Genomic DNA, 18861 nt, shown 5'->3' on the forward strand with positions numbered 1-18861 from the left:
CATGTTCATCGTCGATCGGCGTCTCAATCCAGGCAGCAAGAGCCTGGAAAACCGCCAGCGTTTCCTGCGCCGTGCCAAGGCGCTGGTTCAGGGCGCCGTCAAGAAAACCTCCGAGGGCCGCGACATCAAGGATGTCCTGGAGGGTGGCGAGGTCAGCATTCCGCTCGACGGGATGCATGAACCCCGCTTTCGCCGCGAAGGCGGCACGCGTGACAGGGTGATTCCCGGAAACAAGAAGTTCGTCGAGGGCGACATCCTTCCGCGTTCGGGCGAGGGCCGCGGCAAGGCATCCGAGCCGGGCGAAGGCGACGGCGAGGACGACTTCCGCTTCGTGCTCAGCCGCGATGAATTCGTCGATCTGTTCCTCGACGATCTCGAATTGCCGGATCTCGCCAAGCGCAAGCTTGCCGATGCCGAAAGCGAAGGACTTCAGCGCGCGGGCTATTCGACCTCCGGTTCGCCGGCGAATATATCGGTGAGCCGCACGGTGCAGCTGGCGATGGCGCGCCGCATCGCGTTGCGGCGGCCGCGGCCGGAGACCATCGCGCAGCTCGAGGCGGAGCTGGCCGAGTGCCACGACGAGGCGCGCCGCGCCGAGCTTGAGGCCGAGATCGAGGCCATGAAGGCGAAGTCCAGGCGAATTCCGTTCATCGATCCGATCGACATCCGCTTCCGCCGGTTCGAGACCGTGCCGAAGCCGGTCGCGCAGGCCGTCATGTTCTGTCTGATGGACGTTTCCGGTTCGATGTCCGAACACATGAAGGATCTGGCCAAGCGGTTCTACATGCTGCTCTACGTGTTCCTGACGCGGCGCTACCGGCATGTCGAGATCGTCTTCATTCGCCATACCGACCGGGCCGAGGAGGTTGACGAAGATACGTTCTTCCACGGGCCGGCGTCGGGCGGCACCATGGTGTCGAGCGCGCTGCAGGCGATGCACGATATCGTCAGGTCGAGGTTCCGTCCCTCGGACTGGAACATCTACGCCGCCCAGGCCTCCGACGGCGACAATTCGATTTCGGACAGCGCCGTCACCGGCCGGCTTCTGACCGAGATGATCCTCCCGGTAAGCCAGTTCTTTGCCTATCTCGAAGTCGGCGAGGCCGGCGGCGGCACTTTCGATATGCCGGATTCATCGCTGTGGACGCTGTACCAGCGCTTGCGGGCCGACGGCGCGCCGTTGTCGATGCGCAAGGTCAGCGACCGCAGCGAAATCTTTCCGGTGTTTCATGACCTGTTTCAGCGTCGCCGGAATCAGGAGAAAGCCGCGCCATGACCGCGTCAACCGAGTACCTGTTTGAAGGAGCGGACTGGGATTTCCCGAAGCTGCAGCGCATCCACGATGCCTGCGAGGAGATCGCGCGAACCGAACTTGGGCTCGATGTCTACCCCAACCAGATCGAGATCATCACCGCCGAGCAGATGCTGGACGCGTATTCCTCGGCCGGCATGCCGCTGTTCTACAAGCATTGGTCGTTCGGCAAGCATTTCGCCCATCACGAAGCGTTCTACCGCAAGGGCCTTAGAGGTCTCGCCTATGAGATCGTGATCAACTCCTCGCCGTGCATCTCCTATCTGATGGAGGAGAACACCGCGACCATGCAGACGCTGGTGATCGCGCACGCGGCGTTCGGCCACAATCATTTCTTCAAGAACAACTATCTGTTCAGGCAATGGACCGATGCGGAAGGCATCCTTGATTATCTCGACTTCGCCAAGACCTATGTGGCGCAATGCGAGGAGCGTTACGGACGGCTCGCGGTCGAAGTGACGCTCGATGCGGCGCATGCCCTGATGTCGCACGGGATCGATCGCTATCCCGGAAAGAAAAGCCTTGACCTGCGCGTGGAAGAAAAGCGCGCCGAGGAACGCCGCGCCCATGAGCAGAGCATGTTCAACGACCTGTGGCGGACCGTTCCGACCGGGCCGGTGAAAAGCGCCGAACTGCTGAGCACCGAGCGGCGCCGCAAGCTGCTCGGGCTGCCGCAGGAAAATATCCTGTATTTCCTCGAAAAGGTGGCGCCGCGCCTGCAGCCCTGGCAGCGCGAATTGCTCCGGATCGTGCGCCACATCGCGCAGTATTTCTATCCGCAAAGCCAGACCAAGGTCATGAACGAGGGCACCGCGACCTACGTGCATTACCGCATCATGACCCGGCTGCATGAGCAGGGCCGGCTGTCCGACGGCAACTTCCTCGAGTTCCTGCAGTCCCACACCAATGTGGTGTTCCAACCCGACTTCGACGATCCGCGCTTTTCCGATTTCAATCCCTACGCGCTCGGATTCGCGATGATGCAGGATATCGAACGCATCGTCTCCAATCCCGACGACGAGGACCGCGAGTGGTTTCCCGACATTGCCGGAAAAGGCCATGTCATGGCGGTGCTGCGTGACATCTGGGCCAATTACCGCGACGAGAGCTTCATCAGCCAGTTCCTGAGCCCGCGGCTGATGCGGAGCTGGCGGATGTTTCATCTGCACGACGATCCGCAGGAAACCGCCGGCATCAAGGTCGATGCGATCCACGACGCGCGCGGCTACCGCAGGATCCGCCGCGAGCTGGCGCGGCAATACGACGTCGGATACCTCGATCCCAACATCGAGGTGATCGACGTCGATCTCGCCGGCGACCGCCGTCTGATGCTGCGCCACGTCGTGGTCAAGGGCGCGCAGCTGAACGAGACCGACGCCAGGCGCGTGCTCCAGCACCTCGCCGATCTCTGGACCTATGACGTATCGCTGGTTGAAGTCGATGCCAGGGACAACGTTTTGAAAGAGTATGTCGTGAGCCCGCGCGCGCTCGCCGTGGCCGCGTAAATCGCCAATCCTGTTGAAAATCTCACTGCGCCACCAAATGTCCGCTTCGGACGCTGAATTTTGCCCCAATCCCTGCGAGATATGGCGCGGGGTGCGTTTAGTAGGGGATTACAGATGGCGTCCAGGCGTACAGAGGTTGCAATCGAGAAAATCATCGCAGCATGCGATGGCAATATGCGCGGAGCTCTTGAGGCGCTGATGCTTGTCAATGAGCACCTGGAAAGCGAGCTTCATCGGATTTATGCCGTGATGTCGCGCATCGGCCAGCCGGATGAAGAGTGCTTCGAAACGCTACACTGAGGACGAGCTCGCCATTTTGACGTGCAATCGCGGGCGGCCGGCTCGATCAGGTTGAGCCGTGATCGTCGCGTCGCCATGGCTCGTTGTCAGGATTGTTCCGGCCAGTAAAGCCGCATCGGATTGTCGACCAGCAGCTTGCATTGCAGCGCAGGTGTGGTGGCGATGTGCGGGATGAAATCGACCAGCAGGCCGTCGTCCGGCATGTGGTCCTTCAGATTGGGATGCGGCCAGTCGGTGCCCCAGAGCACCCGGTCGGGAAACGTCTCGACGATGCGCCGGGCGAACGGGATCACGTCGCGGTAGGCGTTTTGTTCGCCGTTCAATGCCGGCGGACCTGAAACCGACAGCCGCTCCGGGCAACTGACCTTGGACCACACGTTGGGGTGCTGCGCCAAGAATTTCACGAACAGCTCGAATTCGGCTCCGTCGATCGGCTTTGAGAGATCGGGGCGGCCCATGTGATCGACGACCACCATCGTCGGCAAAGCTGTAAAGAAGTCCCACAGTTCCGGCAGGTCGACCGCCTCGAAATAGATCACGACATGCCAGCCGAGCCGTTTGATGCGGCCGGCGATCTCCATCAATTCGTCGCGCGGCGTGAAATCCACCAGCCGCTTGACGAAGTTGAAGCGCACGCCGCGCACGCCGGCGTCATGCAGCGCCTGCAGCTCGGCATCGGGGGTGTCGCGCCGCACGGTGGCAACGCCGCGCGCTTTGCCGCCGGAATGGTTGAGCGCATCGACCATCGCGCGGTTGTCGGCGCCGTGACAGGTCGCCTGCACGATGACGTTGCGCGCGAAGCCGAGATGATCGCGCAACGCAAACAGCTGCGCCTTCGAAGCATCGCAAGGGGTGTACTTGCGTCCGGCGGCGTAGGGGAATTCGGCGCCGGGACCGAACACATGGCAATGCGCGTCCACCGCGCCGACCGGCACCTTGAAACGCGGCTTTGAAGGGCCGGCGTGCCAGTCCAGCCAGCCGGGCGTCTTCGTAAATGGCGTGGTCTCGGTCATTCAACCGTCTTTCTTGTTGTTCTTCTTGTCATTTTTGGCCGCGACGTTGGCGAGGATGCGGTCGGCTTCGCTGCGCCAATCCGGGCTGCGCGCAAAGGCGGTGGTGCCTTTCTGGCCGAACAGGCCTTCGTCGGCGAGGTCGGCGATCCATGCCTGGCGCTCGGCGGTGCCTTGCGCGGACCACGGCGTAAGACCGGCCTCGCGCACGGTTTCGGCGACCTCGCGGACCTCTTCGCTGCGGCGCCGGCCATGTTCGATCACGCGCTGGAAGAAGTAGGCGCCTTGCTTTTCCCAGTCGATGCCGGGGAATGTTTCCTTGAGCGAGGCCAGCACCGCGTCCTCGACGCCGTAGGCGCGCGCGGTGGTGAAGCTTTCGATCACCATGGCTTCAAGGCCCTTGATCATCACGCTGCGGCACATCTTGACCGCCGAGGCGACGCCGAGCTTCTCGCTCGCTACCTTGGCAGCGAAACCCAATTCCACCAGCAGCGGCGCGAGCTCGCTTGCGCCGCCGCCCCCGAGCAGCAGGGGCACCTTGATGCGGTAGGGCGGGATCGATGTCATCACGGCGCCCTCGACGTAGCGGCCGCCGCCGCCGTCGATCAGCGCCGCCGCGCGCTGCTTGGCGCCGGGCGAAGCCGAATTGAAATCGAGGAACCAGGCGCCTGGTTTGACGGCCGGCGCGCAAGCCTGCGCCACCGGCACGGCCTGGCTCGCGGTGACGGCGGAAACGATGAAGTCGGCGGCCGCGGCGAGATCGGCGTGCGATGCGGTCAGCGCCACGCCGTGTTGACCGGCGTGCTCGCGCAAAGGCTGGCCTGTCTGATCGCTGCGAAGCTTGAGGTCGTAGGCGCTAACCCTGACATCCTGCTTGCGCAGGTCCTCGGCGAGGATGCGGCCGACTTCGCCGTAGCCGACGAGGCCGATGTTCCATTGTCTGGGGTTGGTTGCGAGGGCGGTCATGGGGAGGGTCTTTCGAAGCTGGATCTGAGACTGCGACGGCGCGTTACTGCTTTGGAATTTTGGCCTTCTCGATCACCTGTCGCCATTTGTCGATGTCGGATTTGAGCCGGCCTGCGATTTCCTCCGGCGTGCCCGCCTTGGCCTCGATGCCGAGCGCGATCAACCGCTTCTTGAGGTCGGCGTCGGCGAGTATATCCTGCAAGGCGCCGTTGAGCGTCTTCACGACTTCCGGCGGCGTGCGGGCGGGCGCAAACAGCGCGTTCCAGGAGACGACGTCGTAATTGGCGACGCCGCTCTCTTGCACGGTGGCGAGATCGGGCGTGCTTTCCGAGCGCACGGCGCCCGACGACGCCAGCGCGCGGAACTTGCCGTCGGCGAGATTGCCCTTGATCGCCGAGTAGCTGTCGATCATCAGCGCGATATTGCCCTGCAGCAGCGAGACCTCGACCTCGGGTGTGCCGCGGTAGGGGACGATGGTGAAATCGATGTTGGCCGCCGTCTTGAACAGCTCGGCCGACAGGTTCTGCGTGCTGCCGATATTGATGGTGCCGACATTCAGCGCGCCGGGTTTTGCCCTGGCACCTGCGATGAAATCCGCCAGCGTCTTGAAGTCGGACGACGCCCCCGTACAGAAGATGAAATCGAAAAATCCAAGGCTCGAGACCGGTGCGAAATCCTTCAAGGGGTCGAACGGCAGCTTCTCGAACAGCGAAACGCTGATCGCGGTGCCGTTGGTCAGCATGATCAGCGTATAGCCGTCGGGCGGCGACGAAATCACCGTCCGCGCCGCCGCGATGCCGCCGGCGCCGGGCTGGTTCTCGACGTAGAAGCGCTGGCCGAGCTTGTCGCCGAGCTTCTCGGCGATGATGCGCGCGGTGGTATCGGCGACGCCGCCGGCCGCGAACGGCACAACGACGCGCACCGGCCGGATCGGATAGCCCGGCTCCGCGCGGGTTCCGTATTGCGAGGCGATGAGCGCCGACAGCGCCAGAATGAGGGTCAGGGATATGGCGGAGAAAAGTCGATGGACGGCGCGATCACTCAATTGCATGGATAACTCTTGGCTGCCGGTCCGGTCCCGATCCGATGAGGGATTGCGAACCTCGGATTCGAACACTAGCGCAACCGGCTGCTGTCATCCAATCGTTATATTGATTGGCATCTGGAGGGATTATGCCGGGGCGTCTCGCATGCGGCGTCAAGCCGGCCGCTTGGCAAGAGCCGTCGATGCGTCGTCATCGATCGGGAGCCGCACCGTGCTGGGGCAGGTCGCAACTGCCGTGGCGAGGCTCGCCGACGAATTCGAGGAGACCCGCTGCGACGATCAGAAGACAGACGCAGCCGACCAGATAAAATCGGCTCGCCTCACCGAAATGAGGCGAACCGCTTTTTTGAGTACCGTCAGCGACGGAACATGTCCGACATCACGAGCGTGGAGGGGTCGCAGGCATGGTTGAGGCAGGGCAGTCCAAAACCGGCTTCCAGCGACTTCAACATCGAGAAGTGCGTGTAGAACGTCGCGCTTTGCATGCCGCGATCGTCCCTGTCGCCATCACCGTTGGTAACGACGATCGTCATGACCTTGTTGTTGCTGGGCGCGACGCTGTAGTCGTTCTCATCCCACACCACGATGATGGCATTGTTGCCCTCGTGCCAAACTGGCGAAGTCTTGATCGACTCAACCAGCTTTTGCACGGTGACGTCACCCTGGTATATCAGCGCGGGGTTGAGTCCGGCCTGGGTGCCATTGTCGTTGGGATCGAAATTGCAGAACGCTCCGCCATTGCCCCGCCCGTGCTGGTCGTTGCACTGGTTCGGCGCGATGAACGAAAATGACGGAACCTCGCCTGCCGCCAGATCAGCATAAAGACCGTGCGGTCCATCGAAGCCGACGGAATTCTTCAGGCTGTTGCGCGGATCGGCGCCGGCCTGGACGCTCTTGAAATACACGAACGGATTGTGCTTCGCCGCGTAAAGAGCGACGATGTTGCTCTGCGTCAGCGGCGGGTTAACGGCCGGAAGCAGCTGGGTGAAATCGGTGTTGTTGGTGAAGAACCCGTCGCTGTAATTGACCCGGTCGGCGCCGCTGATCGGCAGGCTTTCCTGGTAGCTCTTCCAGCTCTTGCCTCTCGCGACGAGCTGGTCGCCGATGGTCTTGCCGACGGTGCCGGTCGCTGCCGGGAACGAATGCATGCCATCGATATTGATATCGCCGGGCGGGCCCGAGGTTTCGTTCGTGGTATCGATCGCCGGGGTCGCCGCATCGGTGCCAACGCCCGAGATCGGGCAGATCGGATTGGGTGAGGAGGCCTCGTTGGCCACGGTGCCTGACGCCAGGTTGGGGGTGCAGGAAGTGTTGTGCCAGTTGGGATAATTGTCGCTCTGGACGCCGAAGTTGGAGCCGCCGACGACTTCGAGATAGTTGGTCAGGCTCGGGTGTCCGACCGCGAAATAGTTGGTGGCCAGATGAGCCTTGCTCGCAAGCTGATTAATGAAAGGTGCGTTCGGATTATTCAAGATCTGTCCGTAGCCGTGGTTCTCCATCATAATGAAAAAGACATGATCGAGAGGCGCTACGCCGTTCGGGACGGGTCCCTCGGCCGCGATCGCGCTGCCTGCGAGCGCTGTAGCTAGCAAGCCCGCGGCAAAATTCAACTTTTTGAAAGTCATAAATCCTCCTGTCATCTTGATCGTATGCTGGCTGTCGCATTGGACTGAAATGTTGAGCAACATTCCGCGACGCGGCGGATCAACTACCATGAGGCGTATGACGCCTATGTGTCGCCCGAATGCCGCTTCGATGAATGATGTGCAAATAGCTGGAATGAATGATGCGCAGGCAAAGTCGCGCGCCGGTCTTGATTGAAGATGCCGGCGGGCGCGAAGGATGCGCGCGGCGCTACCCCGCCAGGCGGGCGTCCAGCGACCAGCGGCCGGCGCCGACGATCAGAAGATAGATGCAGCCGAGCAGCATCGTGAGATCGGCGCGCGCCTCGTGCATCATGCTCCAGAAGCCGAGGCGCTTGATGTCGCCGAGGTGAAACATCCCGACATCGTGTCCCAACAGGATCGGGAGCTTGGTCGAAACCAGCGCAACGATCATGATGACGATGAGCGGCACCGCGGCCAGCCGCGTCAACAGCCCGAGGATGATCAGCGCACCGCAGACGGCCTCGACCACGCCGACGAACGGACCCATCATCTCGGGAAAGGGAATGCCGATTTTTGTAAACCGCCCAGCGCCGAGCGCATCGGCGAAGATCAGCTTCTGGATACCCTCGGGCAAGAAAACAACCAGGCCAACCAGAAGCCGCACCAGGATGGTCCAGCCCGATTCGCTGGTACGCAGGAGTGTGTTGAAGGTCATCGCTGCTTCCTTAGACCAGTTGTGACAGGGTGCCGGCGCCGGCCAGCAGCGCCACCACGATCCATGGCGGGAGCTTCCAGACGGTGAGCAGTAGAAATCCGCCAAGCGCGAGCGCGAAATCGCGCGGCGTCACGACCGCGCTGGTCCAGACCGGGTTATAGAGCGCCGCCCCAAGAATGCCGACCACGGCCGCATTGGTGCCGCGCATGGCGGCCTGGGCGGCGGGGCGCGTGCGCATCGCATCCCAGAACGGCAACATGCCGTAGACCAGCAGCATGCCGGGAAGCAGCAGCGCGACGAGGGCAATGGCCGCACCGGCAAGGCCGTTCGGCGGAGGTCCCATCACCGCGCCGAGATAGGCGGCAAATGTAAAGAGCGGTCCCGGCACCGCCTGCGCCAGGCCGTAGCCCGCCAGAAATGCCTCGTTGCTGACCCAGCCCGGCGCGACCACCTGCGCTTGCAGCAGCGGCAGCACGACATGGCCGCCGCCGAACACCAGCGCGCCCGAGCGGTAGAACGCGTCGAACACGGCAAGGCCATGTGATCCGGTCGCGGCGGTCAGAAACGGCGATGCGAGGAGGAGCAGTGCGAACAGAGCGAGCGCGACAACCCCGCCACGCCGGGTGACCGGGAAATCCAGCTGCCCGGAAACCGGCGCGGCTTCTCCCCGGCAGAGCCAAAGGCCCGCACACGCGCCGAACGCGATCGCCGCGATCTGCGCCAGCGATCCGGCGAACGATACCACGATCGCAACTGCGGCCAGCGCGATGGCCGCACGCGCGCGATCCGGCGTCAGGCTTTGCGTCATACCCCAGATGGCTTGGGCGACGACCGCGACGGCGACGAGCTTGAGGCCGTGCAGGAAGCCTTCCGCAACCCGGCCCGTGAAGGCGGCCGCACCCATCGCAAAGGCAAACAGGATCAGCGCCGAGGGCATGGTGAAGGCGAACCACGCGGCAAGCCCGCCCAACAGCCCGTTGCCGCGGAGGATGCCGAGGGAGAATCCGACCTGGCTGGAGGCCGGTCCCGGCAGAAACTGGCAGAGCGCGACCAGATCCGCATAGGCAGACTCGTCGAGCCATTGGCGGCGCACCACGAGCTCATTGCGGTAATAGCCGAGATGGGCGATCGGGCCGCCGAACGAGGTGACACCGAGCTTGAGAAAAACGCGGAAAACCTCGCCGACCGAGCCATGAATTTTGCGATCCAGAACCCTGGAGCCAATATCCTGGTTCTCTTTGTCAGGGTTCGACAGGGCTGCGTCGTTCATCGACTGACTTTCTTGCGCTCAAGTTTTCGAATGACGTTAGGGCAAAATCTCTCCGAACAGCTCCGCTGCCTTCGCTCTTGCCAGTTTCATGGCCCGACGTCCGAGCGGAGTCGCGCGATAATATTTGCGGACAGTTTTTCCCTCGCGGCTTTTTCGCGACGACAGGTAGCCCTTTTTCTCCAAGCCGTGGAGCAACGGGTACAGCGTGCCCGGACTGAGGCGGTATCCGTGACGCGCCAGCTCTTCAATCATCCACTGACCATAAAGCTCGCCCTCCGCTGCATGATGGAGGATATGAAGACGGACGAAGCCGCTCAGTAGTTCACGATGGTCCATTCCGGAGAGATGCCTCGACTGTGACCTCGTTTATTCTAGACTATCGCATTTCGATAGTGCAATTCAATAGCGGATCGATTTGGTCAACAGGATGGGAGACTGCGCATGGCAATTGATCGACGCCGACTGCTGCAAGGGGGAGCTGTCACGGCTCTGGCCGGAGCCATCCCGCGGTCCGGCAAGGCTCAGATGCCGTCCGGACCTCACGACAGCGCTGCTGCATTGCCGCAAGGCAGCGCCGATCATACCATTCGCATCGCCAACGGGCTGGTCGAGCTTGCGCCCGACCATATTGTATCGACCAAGCTTTATAACGGGCAGTTTCCAGGTCCGCTGCTGCGCCTGAAGGAAGGCCGGCAGGTGGTGGTCGATATCCGGAACGATACCGACACGCCGGAGCAGTTGCATTGGCACGGGCAGACCGTGCCGGTGGAGGTTGACGGCGCCGCGGAGGAGGGGACGCCCTACATTCCCGCCCACGGCGTGCGCCGGATCAGTTTTGTGCCGGGGCCGGCCGGATTGCGGTTCTATCACACCCATCTGGTGCCCGGCGCCGATCTCACCAATGGGCAATATAGCGGCCAGGTCGGCACGGTTTACATCGAGCCGAAGCGCGAGCCCGGCCGCTACGACCGCGAAGTGTTCCTGATGCTCAAGGAATTCGGCCCGACATTCAGCCGCGGCGGCGACATGGCGTCGGATTTCCTGGCCAACCCCGCCCGCGTCAAGGCGCTCGAGGATCTGGGCGAAGGCGCGATGCGCGCGTCGATGGCGAGCGGCAAGCCGCATGGCTTTGAGGTCGGCTACAACCTGTTTTCGATCAATGGCCGCATGCTCGGCCATGGCGAGCCGGTCCGCGTCAAGCAGGGTGAGCGCGTGCTGTTTCACGTCGTCAATGGCAGCGCCACCGAAATCCGCAGCCTCGCTCTGCCGGGGCATCGTTTCGAGGTCGTGGCGCTTGACGGCAATCCGGTTGCCAAGCCCGTTGAGGTTCCGGTGCTGTGGCTCGGCACCGCCGAACGCGTCTCGGCGATCGTCGAGATGAAAAATCCGGGCATCTGGGTGATGGGGGATCTCGCCGACGACGATCGCACCAAAGGCATGGGCATCGTGGTCGAATATGCGGGGCGCAGCGGCAAGCCAAAATGGGTCAAGCCCGCGCCGTCGCGCTGGGACTATGCGCTGTTCGGCAAGCCAGGCGCTGCGGCGGCCGCGCCCGATAAAACGCTCGAGATGACATTCGAGAAGAACAACGCGGCGCTGGATGGCTTCAACCAGTGGACCATCAACGGCGAGGCCTTCTCGATGGACAAAATGGAGCCGATGTTTCGCCTGCAGCGCGGCAAGCGCTACCGCTTGCGGATGCGCAATGCCAGCGACGACGTTCATCCCATCCATCTGCATCGCCACAGCTTCGAGCTGACCAGGGTGGCGGGAAAGGCGACCTCCGGAATCACCAAGGATGTCGCGATGCTCGGCGGCTACCAGGAAATGGAAGTCGACTTCGTGGCCGATAATCCCGGCCGAACCCTGTTTCACTGCCATCAGCAGTTGCATATGGATTTCGGATTCATGGCGCTGTTCGATTACGTGTAGCGGGGTTTCCCCGGACTATTCCCTAACCGGACACGACGCGGACGTGCCAAGATCGAGGCGAATGATCCAGGCTGTGTGAAAACACGCAGCCTGGACCCGAGCCGGACATCGGCGAACACCAAGTTTTTCTCGTGGGACAGCCTCCATCGTCTTTCGAATGCCGAGTTTGCAGCTAAACTGCGACAGTCTTTGTCGTTTGGGGGCAGCCATGAAGCGACGCACATTCATCACTCTCGCCGGCGGTGCGGCTGCATTACCATTCGCGGCACGGGCGCAGCAACCGGCGATGCCGATTGTCGGATTTCTGAGCAGCCGATCGCCGGAAGAAGCCGCGGTTCATACCGCCGCATTTCGACAGGGCTTGCGCGAAACTGGCTATGTCGAAGGCCAAAACATCGCCATCGCGTTCCGTTGGGCAGAAGGCAACTACGACCGCTTGCCAACCCTGGCGAAAGACCTCGTCGGCCTCGGTGTGTCAGCCATCATGGCCGGCGGCGGCTCGCCGGCAGCGCTGGCGGCCAAAACGGCCACGGCAATCCTTCCGATTGTGTTTGTCATCGGTGATGACCCGGTAAAGGTGGGCCTCACCGCGAGCTTCAATCGGCCAGGCGGCAATCTCACCGGCGTTGCTTTCCTCACCGGCGAATTGGGCGCAAAACGACTGGGGTTGATCTGCGAGTTGGTCCCCAACCCCAGCCCGGTTGCGCTTCTTCTTAATCGGAATTATTCGGGAGCGGAGCTTCAGCGACAGGAGGTGCAAACAGCTGCGGAGGCGCTGGGACGTCGTCTGCTCGTTGTATACGCGCGAGCCGAGACAGATTTCGAAGCAAACTTCGCAACGCTGAAGCAGGAAGGGGTCGGCGCGCTGGTCGTCGAGAACGATCCATTTTTTGACTCTCGAAGAGAACTGATCATGTCGCTTGCGGCCCGCACCGCCGTGCCCGCAATCTACCACATCCGGGAGTTCCCCGCCGCTGGCGGTCTGATGAGCTACGGTGCGAGCCTCGCAGACACGTATCGCCAGGCCGGAAACTACACTGGTCGGATTCTGAAGGGCGAGAAGGCCGCCGATTTGCCCGTTATGCAGCCGACCAAATTCGAACTGGTGATCAACTTAAGGACAGCCAAGACGCTCGGAATCACGGTTCCGCCATCACTTCTTGCTCGCGCCGACGAGGTGATCGAGTAGGCCGGCTCACTTCCGCCTTTGGCACACCTGCCCATCGCACCGCCGTCTGCACGTCCCGTCCATTTCAGTTGACAGGCCGGGCAATCGGCCCTGTATTTCGTGGAATCATGGCAGCCCACGAAGCTGCCTCCGCCGAACCCGGGAAGGTGCACCATGCCGAGTTTCAATCGACGCGATGCCTTGAAGATGTCGGCCGGCTTCGCCGCTGCCGCGGCGGCCGGCGGATTTGCCTGCGTCGAGATGGCCAAGGCGGGGCCGATCGAGGTGCCGGTGATCGACAAGCTCAGCGTCCGCGTCCTGGTCGACAGCGCCAGCGACCTCTTCTTCAAGCCGCAGGAAGCCAATGGCGTCAAGACAGAGCCCGGCCGCTCCGCGAATTCGCTGCGGCCGCTGCATAGCGAATGGGGCTTGTCGCTGCTGCTGGAGCCGCAGCGCGGCGATGCCAAGCGCAGCTTCCTGCTCGACTATGGTTGGACGCCCGAAGTCATCAACGGCAACATGGAGCTGTTGAAGGTCGACCCATCGAAGATCGACACGCTGATCATGAGCCACGGCCATTTCGACCATTGGGGCGGCCTGATGGGATTTTTGGACAAGCACCGCAAGGACTTGCCGGCCGATCTCACGATGTATGCCGGCGGCGAGGACAATTTCTGCCGACGCTATAACCGGGTCGGCCAGGCCGGCGATTTGGCCGACTACGGCATGCTCGACCGCCGCGATCTCGCCAAGCGGGACGTCAAGCTCGTGCTGTGCGAGTCTCCCGTCGTGATTGGCGACGCGGCGTTCACCACCGGCAAGATCGCGCGCAACAGCATCGAAAAGGTGCTTCCGAATTCGATGGTAGAGTTCAAGCTCAAGGACGGCGCCGGGTGCAACTGGAGCCACTATCTGCCGGCCGAAATGGAAGGCAAGATCGTGCCCGACGAGCATATCCATGAGCACGCGACCTGCTTCAACCTGAAGGACAAGGGCCTGATCGTCATCTCTTCCTGCGGCCATGTCGGCATCGTCAATTCGGTGCGGCAGGCGATGGAAGTCTCCGGTGTTTCGAAGGTGCACGCCATCATGGGCGGCTTTCATTTGGGTCCGGCGCCGGCCGACTACCTGACCCAGGTCGTCGCCGAGATCGGCAAGCTGAAACCGGACGTCCTGATTCCCATGCATTGCAGCGGGTTGAATTTCACCCAGGAAGCGCAGCGGCAAATGCCCGGCAAGGTTCTGACGACAACGACAGGCACCCGCATCAGCTTCGGCGTCTGATCGGCTCGCCATGCCGTGTTCGAGGGCGAAGGCGTGGCTTCTGATCGCGTCCTTGTTCGGCGTCATTTTGTTCTCGAATGATTTTGCCGCGGCGGAAGAACAGCCGCCAGAACAGGCGTCCGCCGCGCAGATGATGGACGATCTGATGTACGGCCGCGGCACGGTCGGCGGGCCGTTCACGCTGACCGACCAGACCGGCCGCAAGCGCAGCGACAGCGAATTCCGCGGCAAGCTGATGGTCGTCTATTTCGGCTACACCTATTGCCCCGACGTTTGCCCGGCCGATCTGATGGCGATCACCCAGGCGCTGGATGCGCTGGGCCCCGCGGCCGAAGGCATCCAGCCCATTTTCATCACGGTCGATCCGGAGCGAGACAGCAGGGTGCTGGCGGACTATGTCGCGGCGTTTCACCGCAGCCTTGTTGGTTTGACCGGCTCGCCCGAGGAGATCCGGAAGGTCGCCAATGCCTACAAGGCGTTTTATGCCAAAGGGCCGATCGAGCGGGGCGCGGAGTATTCGATCGATCATGCCGGCGTCATCTATTTGATGGGCCGGGCTGGCGAGTATCTCGGCTTCATGCCGCCGCAGACCAGTCCCGACCGACTGACGGAAGTGTTGCGGAAGTATCTGGCCAAATAGCGAACCCGCGATCGTCGCCGCATCGCCGAATCAATGGCAACCGCCTTTCCCGGACCCCGCTTCGGTGCGATAGTTCGGACCGGGATTTTGTCCTGAGCCCCGGGGGGAGGCTATGAGGCGGCGGGAGTTTATCGCTGTTGTCGGCGGCGCGGCTGTACTGCCCACACTTTGGGGGCCGCGGCCTGCGAGCGCGCAGCAGCCGGAGCGGGTGCGGCGGGTGTCCGTGCTGATGGGGATTGCCGAGAGCGATCCGGCGCAGCAAACCTTCGTGTCGGCATTTACGCGAGCGCTGCAGGATCTGGGCTGGCACAGCGGTCGCAATATTCAGATCGCCTATCGCTGGGGTGCAGGCGATGCCGAGAAGATCCAGAGTTTTGCGCGCGAGTTCGTCGAGCAAAAGCCGGATCTGATCGTCGCGCACACCACGCCCGTGGTCGCCGCGCTCAAGCAGCAGACCAACACCATCCCGATCGTGTTCACGCAAGTCTCCGATCCCATTGGCAGCCATTTCGTCGACAGTCTGGCCCACCCCGGCGGCAATATCACCGGCTTCACCAACCTCGAAGCTTCGATGGGGGCCAAGTTGATGGAGCTCTTGAAGGAGGTCGCCCCCGGCACCAGCCGTGTCGCGCTGATGTTCAATCCGGCGACGTCGCCCGAGGGCGGTTCGTATTTCCTGGCTCCGGTCGAGGCGGCCGCTCCGCTGTTAAAGCTGAAGACGGTTGCGGCGCCCGTTCGCAACCCCGACGAGATCGAGTCCATCATCGCGTCGCTGGCGCGCGAACCGAATACCGGCCTGATCGTGATGCCGGACATTTTCATCCTGGCCCATCGCGAGCAGATCATCGCCCTGGCCGAGCGATACCGCTTGCCGGCGGCGTACGCCTACCGGCTGTTTCCGGTGAGCGGCGGGCTGACGTCCTACGGGACCGATCTTGCCGATCTGTTTCGCCGCGCCGGACCGTATGTCGACCGCATCCTCAAGGGCGAAAAGCCGGCCGACCTTCCGGTGCAGACGCCGACCAAGTACGAGCTGGTGGTCAACCTCAAAACAGCCAAGACGCTCGGTCTCGACGTTCCCTTGTCGGTCCAGCAGCGTGCCGACGAGGTGATCGAGTGAGGCGACGTGAATTCGTGACGCTTGCCGCTGGCGCGGCCCTGACGCCGTCGCTGCTTTGGCCACGCGCCGCGCGCGCGCAACAGGCCGAGAAGTCATACCGGATCGGTTACCTCGCGTTGCTCCCGGGCGAAGACACCACACTGGGAAAACCGTTTGCGCAGCGGCTGCAGGAACTGGGCTACAGCGAGGGCAGGAATTTGAAGCTGGAGTACCGTTCGGCCGAAGGCCGGCCGGAGCGGCTTGCCGAACTTGTCGCCGAACTCATGCGGGCCAATCCGGATGTGCTGGTCGCCGGATTCGGGACGCTTACGGCCAAGGCCACGGCGGCGGCAACCAGGACCATTCCGATCGTCTTCACCAGCGTCGGCGACCCCGTTGGAGCAGGTCTGGTCACGAGCCTCGCAAAGCCCGGCGCAAATCTGACCGGCCTCAGCGCGCAGGCTTCCGACGTCGCCGCCAAACGCTTCCAGATCATGGCGGACCTCGTCCCGGGCGACAAAACCATCGCCGTGCTGTCGAATCCGGATACGCCATTTTCGGCGTCGGCGCTTCGGGTGGTGAGGTCGGCTGCGGAACAGGCGCATCGTCCGCTGGCGGAGTTCGAGGCGAGAACGCCGGATCAGGTGCCGGTGGGCATCGCCGCCGCGGTCAAGTCCGGTGCGGCGGCGTTGCTGGTGCTGGAAGATCCCCTGACATTGGGGATGGCGCGGAAAATTGCCGAACTGGTCGCCGTGGCCCGGCTGCCGACGATATACGGACTGAGGAAATTTACCGAAATCGGCGGACTGATGTCCTATGGAGCGGATCTGTCGCAGATAAGCCGCCGCGCCGCGGAGTACGTTGACAAAGTGCTGAGGGGCTCGCGGCCGGCCGACCTGCCGGTCGAGCAACCCACGAAATTCGAATTCGTCATCAACATGAAAGCGGCGAGAGAGCTCGGGCTGGTCCTGCCGTCGACGATAGTGGCGCTCGCAGATGAGGTGATCGAGTGAGGCGGCGGAAATCGCCGCCCCGCCGCTGATGGTGCGTCACCGGAGCGAATTCGCGAGATTACGCCAGCCTTACAGCGGAACGCACGTTAACCTTTCAGAACTTGTCCATCGCACCAAAAGGCCTCAAAGCTGGTCCGGAGAAATCCGAACCGTCGGTGGTTGGCCGCCTATGCGATTGCTGGTTGTCGAAGACAATGCGCTGCTTTCCCAGTTGCTCGCCAAGGGCCTGGCGACAGCTGGCTACGAGACCGACCTGCTTGCCACCGCCGCGGAGGCCCGCGCCGCGCTGATGACGACATCCTATGCGGCCGTGATACTCGACCTTGGACTGCCAGACGGCGACGGTCTGTCGATCCTGCGGGAACTCAGGCACCGCAAGGATCCGACCCCCGTGCTGGTGCTCACCGCGCGCGGCGGGCTGCAGGATCGCGTCAATGGCCTGCGCAGCGGCGCCGACGACTATCTGGTCAAGCCGTTCGCGCTGGAGGAACTGGTCGCCCGGCTGGAAGCGCAGTTGCGCAGGCCGGGTCAGCAACTCGGAAGCTCGCTTCATATCGCCAATCTGGAATTCGACCTGCGCAACCGCCAGGCGTCGATCGACGACCAGCCGCAGGTGCTGTCTTCGCGCGAAACCGCGGTGCTCGAACTTCTGATGCGCAGCAAGGGGCGCGTGGTTTCGAAGAAGCAGGTCGAGGATCATATCTTCGGGCTTTCCGGCGACGTCGCCTCGAATGCCGTGGAAGTCTATGTCCATCGGCTGCGCAAGCAGCTTTCCGACAAGGGCGCCAAGGTGCGGATCCACACCATCCGCGGCGTCGGATACCTTATCGCCGAGGAAAAGCGTGATCCGGTTTAGATCGATCATCTCGCGCATCGTGATCCTGCACGTGATTGCGGTGGCGATCACGTCGATTCTGATGTCGCTCGCGCTGTCGTGGCTGTTGGGTTTGGCGACCAACAACATCCACAATGACGCGATGGAAGAGCAGGCTGCGTCGCTCTCCCATCTTCTTGTCCCGCTGGCCGATGGCAGCCTCTCGCTGGAGCTGCCTCCCAACCTCCAGGGCCTCTATTCCCAGCCCTATGGGCGATATTCCTATGCCGTGGTCGATGCCAAAGGAAAAAGCCTGTTCTCTTCGCTGAAGGATATGGAGCCGGTATTTCCCGAGGATCCGCATGCCGCCGCCGTTCAATTTCTGGAAACCCGCAAAGGTGGCGCGGCGATCTCGGGCGCGAGCATTCGCCGCGTCATCGGCGACAAGCCGGTGTGGGTGCAGGCGGCGGAAGACATGGCCAATCGTGACGTATTGATCGACGACATCGTCGAGGACTTTTTCAAGCATGTGGGCTGGATAACGCTGCCGATTTTGCTGGTGCTGCTGGTCACGGATATCGCGATCTTCCGCCGCGCCCTGCTGCCGTTGCGGCAGGCTTCGGAAATTGCCCAACAGATCGGGCCCGCCCGCACCGATATCAGGCTGCCGCTCAATGAAATTCCAAGCGAAGTGCGGCCGCTGGTATCGGCGATCAACCAGGCGCTTGACCGGCTTGACGAGGGGTTCCGGGTGCAGCGCGAATTTACCGCCGACGCCGCCCATGAGCTGCGCACGCCGTTGAGCATCTTGCGCACGCGCGTGGAAACGCTCGACGACCCCCGCGTCGCCAAGGCGCTGCATCTGGACATCGAGGCGATGAGCCGGGTGGTCAGCCAGTTGCTCGACATCGCCGAACTTGAGGCGTTCACCATCGACCCTTCGGAAGTGGCGGATCTGCAAGGCGCCTGCGCCGAGGTCGCCGAATTCATTGCACCGCTGGCGCTCGATCAGGACAGGGAAATCGCGCTGCTTGGCGCCACCGCGCCGGTGTGGGTCAGGGGCAACGCCGAAATGATGAAGCGCGCGATCCGCAATCTCGCCGAGAACGCCATCAAGCACGCGCCAAAGGATACGGTTGTCGAGTTCGTCGTCGAGGAGGATGGCACCGTGACCGTGATGG

The 18861-nt window shown here is 62.6% G+C and carries 18 protein-coding genes; 11 read left to right on the forward strand and 7 right to left on the reverse strand.

From position 1 onward, the window contains the following. The first annotated feature begins 1 nt into the window (after position 1). From E8A46_RS15625 to E8A46_RS15635, 3 genes are all read left to right on the forward strand, one after another. Complete coding sequence (locus E8A46_RS15625) at positions 2-1276, forward strand: YeaH/YhbH family protein (RefSeq protein WP_291562277.1); 1275 nt, start codon at positions 2-4, stop codon at positions 1274-1276. Next, entirely contained in the window at positions 1273-2817 is a 1545-nt protein-coding gene (locus tag E8A46_RS15630; RefSeq protein ID WP_291562280.1) for a SpoVR family protein, read from the forward strand. Before E8A46_RS15625 ends, E8A46_RS15630 begins: the two co-directional genes overlap by 4 nt. Positions 2818-2931: 114 nt before the next feature. After that, on the forward strand, positions 2932-3117 hold the full coding sequence (locus tag E8A46_RS15635; protein ID WP_291562283.1) for a hypothetical protein: 186 nt from the start codon (positions 2932-2934) through the stop codon (positions 3115-3117). Positions 3118-3203: 86 nt separating this feature from the next. Here the strand turns inward: E8A46_RS15635 and E8A46_RS15640 are convergent, their stop codons facing one another. From E8A46_RS15640 to E8A46_RS15670, 7 genes are all read right to left on the reverse strand, one after another. Beyond that, positions 3204-4130 carry an amidohydrolase family protein gene (locus E8A46_RS15640; RefSeq protein WP_291562285.1) on the reverse strand — a complete coding sequence of 309 codons (927 nt, stop codon included), beginning with the start codon at positions 4128-4130 and terminating at the stop codon, positions 3204-3206. Next, complete coding sequence (locus E8A46_RS15645; protein WP_291562288.1) at positions 4131-5093, reverse strand: DUF1932 domain-containing protein; 963 nt, start codon at positions 5091-5093, stop codon at positions 4131-4133. It lies immediately after the preceding gene. 43 nt (positions 5094-5136) lie between these two features. Then, positions 5137-6144, reverse strand: a complete 1008-nt coding sequence (locus E8A46_RS15650) for a tripartite tricarboxylate transporter substrate binding protein (RefSeq protein ID WP_291562291.1) — start codon at positions 6142-6144, stop codon at positions 5137-5139. 350 nt (positions 6145-6494) lie between these two features. Next, positions 6495-7763: an alkaline phosphatase family protein gene (locus E8A46_RS15655; protein ID WP_291562294.1), complete on the reverse strand. Its 1269-nt coding sequence runs from the start codon at positions 7761-7763 to the stop codon at positions 6495-6497. 229 nt (positions 7764-7992) lie between these two features. Further along, positions 7993-8460: a DoxX family protein gene (locus tag E8A46_RS15660; protein ID WP_291562297.1), complete on the reverse strand. Its 468-nt coding sequence runs from the start codon at positions 8458-8460 to the stop codon at positions 7993-7995. Positions 8461-8470: 10 nt separating this feature from the next. Beyond that, positions 8471-9730 (reverse strand): chromate efflux transporter, encoded by a 1260-nt coding sequence (chrA, locus tag E8A46_RS15665; RefSeq protein ID WP_291562299.1) that lies wholly within the window; start codon positions 9728-9730, stop codon positions 8471-8473. A 36-nt stretch (positions 9731-9766) separates the two neighbouring features. Further along, positions 9767-10066, reverse strand: a complete 300-nt coding sequence (locus E8A46_RS15670) for a PadR family transcriptional regulator (protein ID WP_291562302.1) — start codon at positions 10064-10066, stop codon at positions 9767-9769. Between the two features lie 105 nt (positions 10067-10171). On the opposite strand from E8A46_RS15670, the gene E8A46_RS15675 reads away from it, so the two are divergent. The 8 genes from E8A46_RS15675 to E8A46_RS15710 form a co-directional block, all read left to right on the forward strand. After that, positions 10172-11662, forward strand: a complete 1491-nt coding sequence (locus E8A46_RS15675; RefSeq protein WP_291562306.1) for a multicopper oxidase domain-containing protein — start codon at positions 10172-10174, stop codon at positions 11660-11662. 208 nt (positions 11663-11870) lie between these two features. Beyond that, complete coding sequence (locus E8A46_RS15680) at positions 11871-12851, forward strand: ABC transporter substrate-binding protein (protein WP_291562309.1); 981 nt, start codon at positions 11871-11873, stop codon at positions 12849-12851. Positions 12852-13004: 153 nt separating this feature from the next. Then, positions 13005-14114, forward strand: a complete 1110-nt coding sequence (locus tag E8A46_RS15685; protein ID WP_291562312.1) for an MBL fold metallo-hydrolase — start codon at positions 13005-13007, stop codon at positions 14112-14114. A 10-nt stretch (positions 14115-14124) separates the two neighbouring features. Continuing rightward, positions 14125-14754, forward strand: a complete 630-nt coding sequence (locus tag E8A46_RS15690; protein WP_291562316.1) for an SCO family protein — start codon at positions 14125-14127, stop codon at positions 14752-14754. 112 nt (positions 14755-14866) lie between these two features. Then, entirely contained in the window at positions 14867-15874 is a 1008-nt protein-coding gene (locus tag E8A46_RS15695) for an ABC transporter substrate-binding protein (protein WP_291562319.1), read from the forward strand. Then, positions 15871-16866, forward strand: coding sequence for an ABC transporter substrate-binding protein (locus tag E8A46_RS15700; RefSeq protein WP_291562322.1), 996 nt, complete (start codon positions 15871-15873; stop codon positions 16864-16866). The genes E8A46_RS15695 and E8A46_RS15700 overlap by 4 nt, the downstream gene beginning before the upstream one ends. A gap of 169 nt (positions 16867-17035) precedes the next feature. After that, positions 17036-17722 carry a response regulator transcription factor gene (locus E8A46_RS15705; protein ID WP_291562324.1) on the forward strand — a complete coding sequence of 229 codons (687 nt, stop codon included), beginning with the start codon at positions 17036-17038 and terminating at the stop codon, positions 17720-17722. Continuing rightward, a partial coding sequence (locus tag E8A46_RS15710) for a histidine kinase dimerization/phospho-acceptor domain-containing protein (RefSeq protein ID WP_291562327.1) occupies positions 17709-18861 on the forward strand: 1153 nt, incomplete at its 3' end. The genes E8A46_RS15705 and E8A46_RS15710, both read left to right, overlap by 14 nt.

This window comes from Bradyrhizobium sp. (assembly GCF_004799445.1).
In the GTDB taxonomy this organism is placed as follows: domain Bacteria; phylum Pseudomonadota; class Alphaproteobacteria; order Rhizobiales; family Xanthobacteraceae; genus Bradyrhizobium.

Bases quoted from the DNA above. Each gene is read 5' to 3' on its own strand.
- E8A46_RS15685 (WP_291562312.1), top strand. From the start codon at position 13,005: ATGCCGAGTTTCAATCGACGCGATGCCTTGAAGATGTCGGCCGGCTTC.
- E8A46_RS15690 (WP_291562316.1), top strand. From the start codon at position 14,125: ATGCCGTGTTCGAGGGCGAAGGCGTGGCTTCTGATCGCGTCCTTGTTC.
- E8A46_RS15675 (WP_291562306.1), top strand. From the start codon at position 10,172: ATGGCAATTGATCGACGCCGACTGCTGCAAGGGGGAGCTGTCACGGCT.
- E8A46_RS15655 (WP_291562294.1), bottom strand. From the start codon at position 7,763: ATGACTTTCAAAAAGTTGAATTTTGCCGCGGGCTTGCTAGCTACAGCG.
- E8A46_RS15635 (WP_291562283.1), top strand. From the start codon at position 2,932: ATGGCGTCCAGGCGTACAGAGGTTGCAATCGAGAAAATCATCGCAGCA.
- E8A46_RS15640 (WP_291562285.1), bottom strand. From the start codon at position 4,130: ATGACCGAGACCACGCCATTTACGAAGACGCCCGGCTGGCTGGACTGG.
- E8A46_RS15660 (WP_291562297.1), bottom strand. From the start codon at position 8,460: ATGACCTTCAACACACTCCTGCGTACCAGCGAATCGGGCTGGACCATC.
- E8A46_RS15650 (WP_291562291.1), bottom strand. From the start codon at position 6,144: ATGCAATTGAGTGATCGCGCCGTCCATCGACTTTTCTCCGCCATATCC.
- E8A46_RS15695 (WP_291562319.1), top strand. From the start codon at position 14,867: ATGAGGCGGCGGGAGTTTATCGCTGTTGTCGGCGGCGCGGCTGTACTG.
- E8A46_RS15705 (WP_291562324.1), top strand. From the start codon at position 17,036: ATGCGATTGCTGGTTGTCGAAGACAATGCGCTGCTTTCCCAGTTGCTC.
- E8A46_RS15625 (WP_291562277.1), top strand. From the start codon at position 2: ATGTTCATCGTCGATCGGCGTCTCAATCCAGGCAGCAAGAGCCTGGAA.
- chrA (WP_291562299.1), bottom strand. From the start codon at position 9,730: ATGAACGACGCAGCCCTGTCGAACCCTGACAAAGAGAACCAGGATATT.
- E8A46_RS15680 (WP_291562309.1), top strand. From the start codon at position 11,871: ATGAAGCGACGCACATTCATCACTCTCGCCGGCGGTGCGGCTGCATTA.
- E8A46_RS15630 (WP_291562280.1), top strand. From the start codon at position 1,273: ATGACCGCGTCAACCGAGTACCTGTTTGAAGGAGCGGACTGGGATTTC.
- E8A46_RS15670 (WP_291562302.1), bottom strand. From the start codon at position 10,066: ATGGACCATCGTGAACTACTGAGCGGCTTCGTCCGTCTTCATATCCTC.
- E8A46_RS15645 (WP_291562288.1), bottom strand. From the start codon at position 5,093: ATGACCGCCCTCGCAACCAACCCCAGACAATGGAACATCGGCCTCGTC.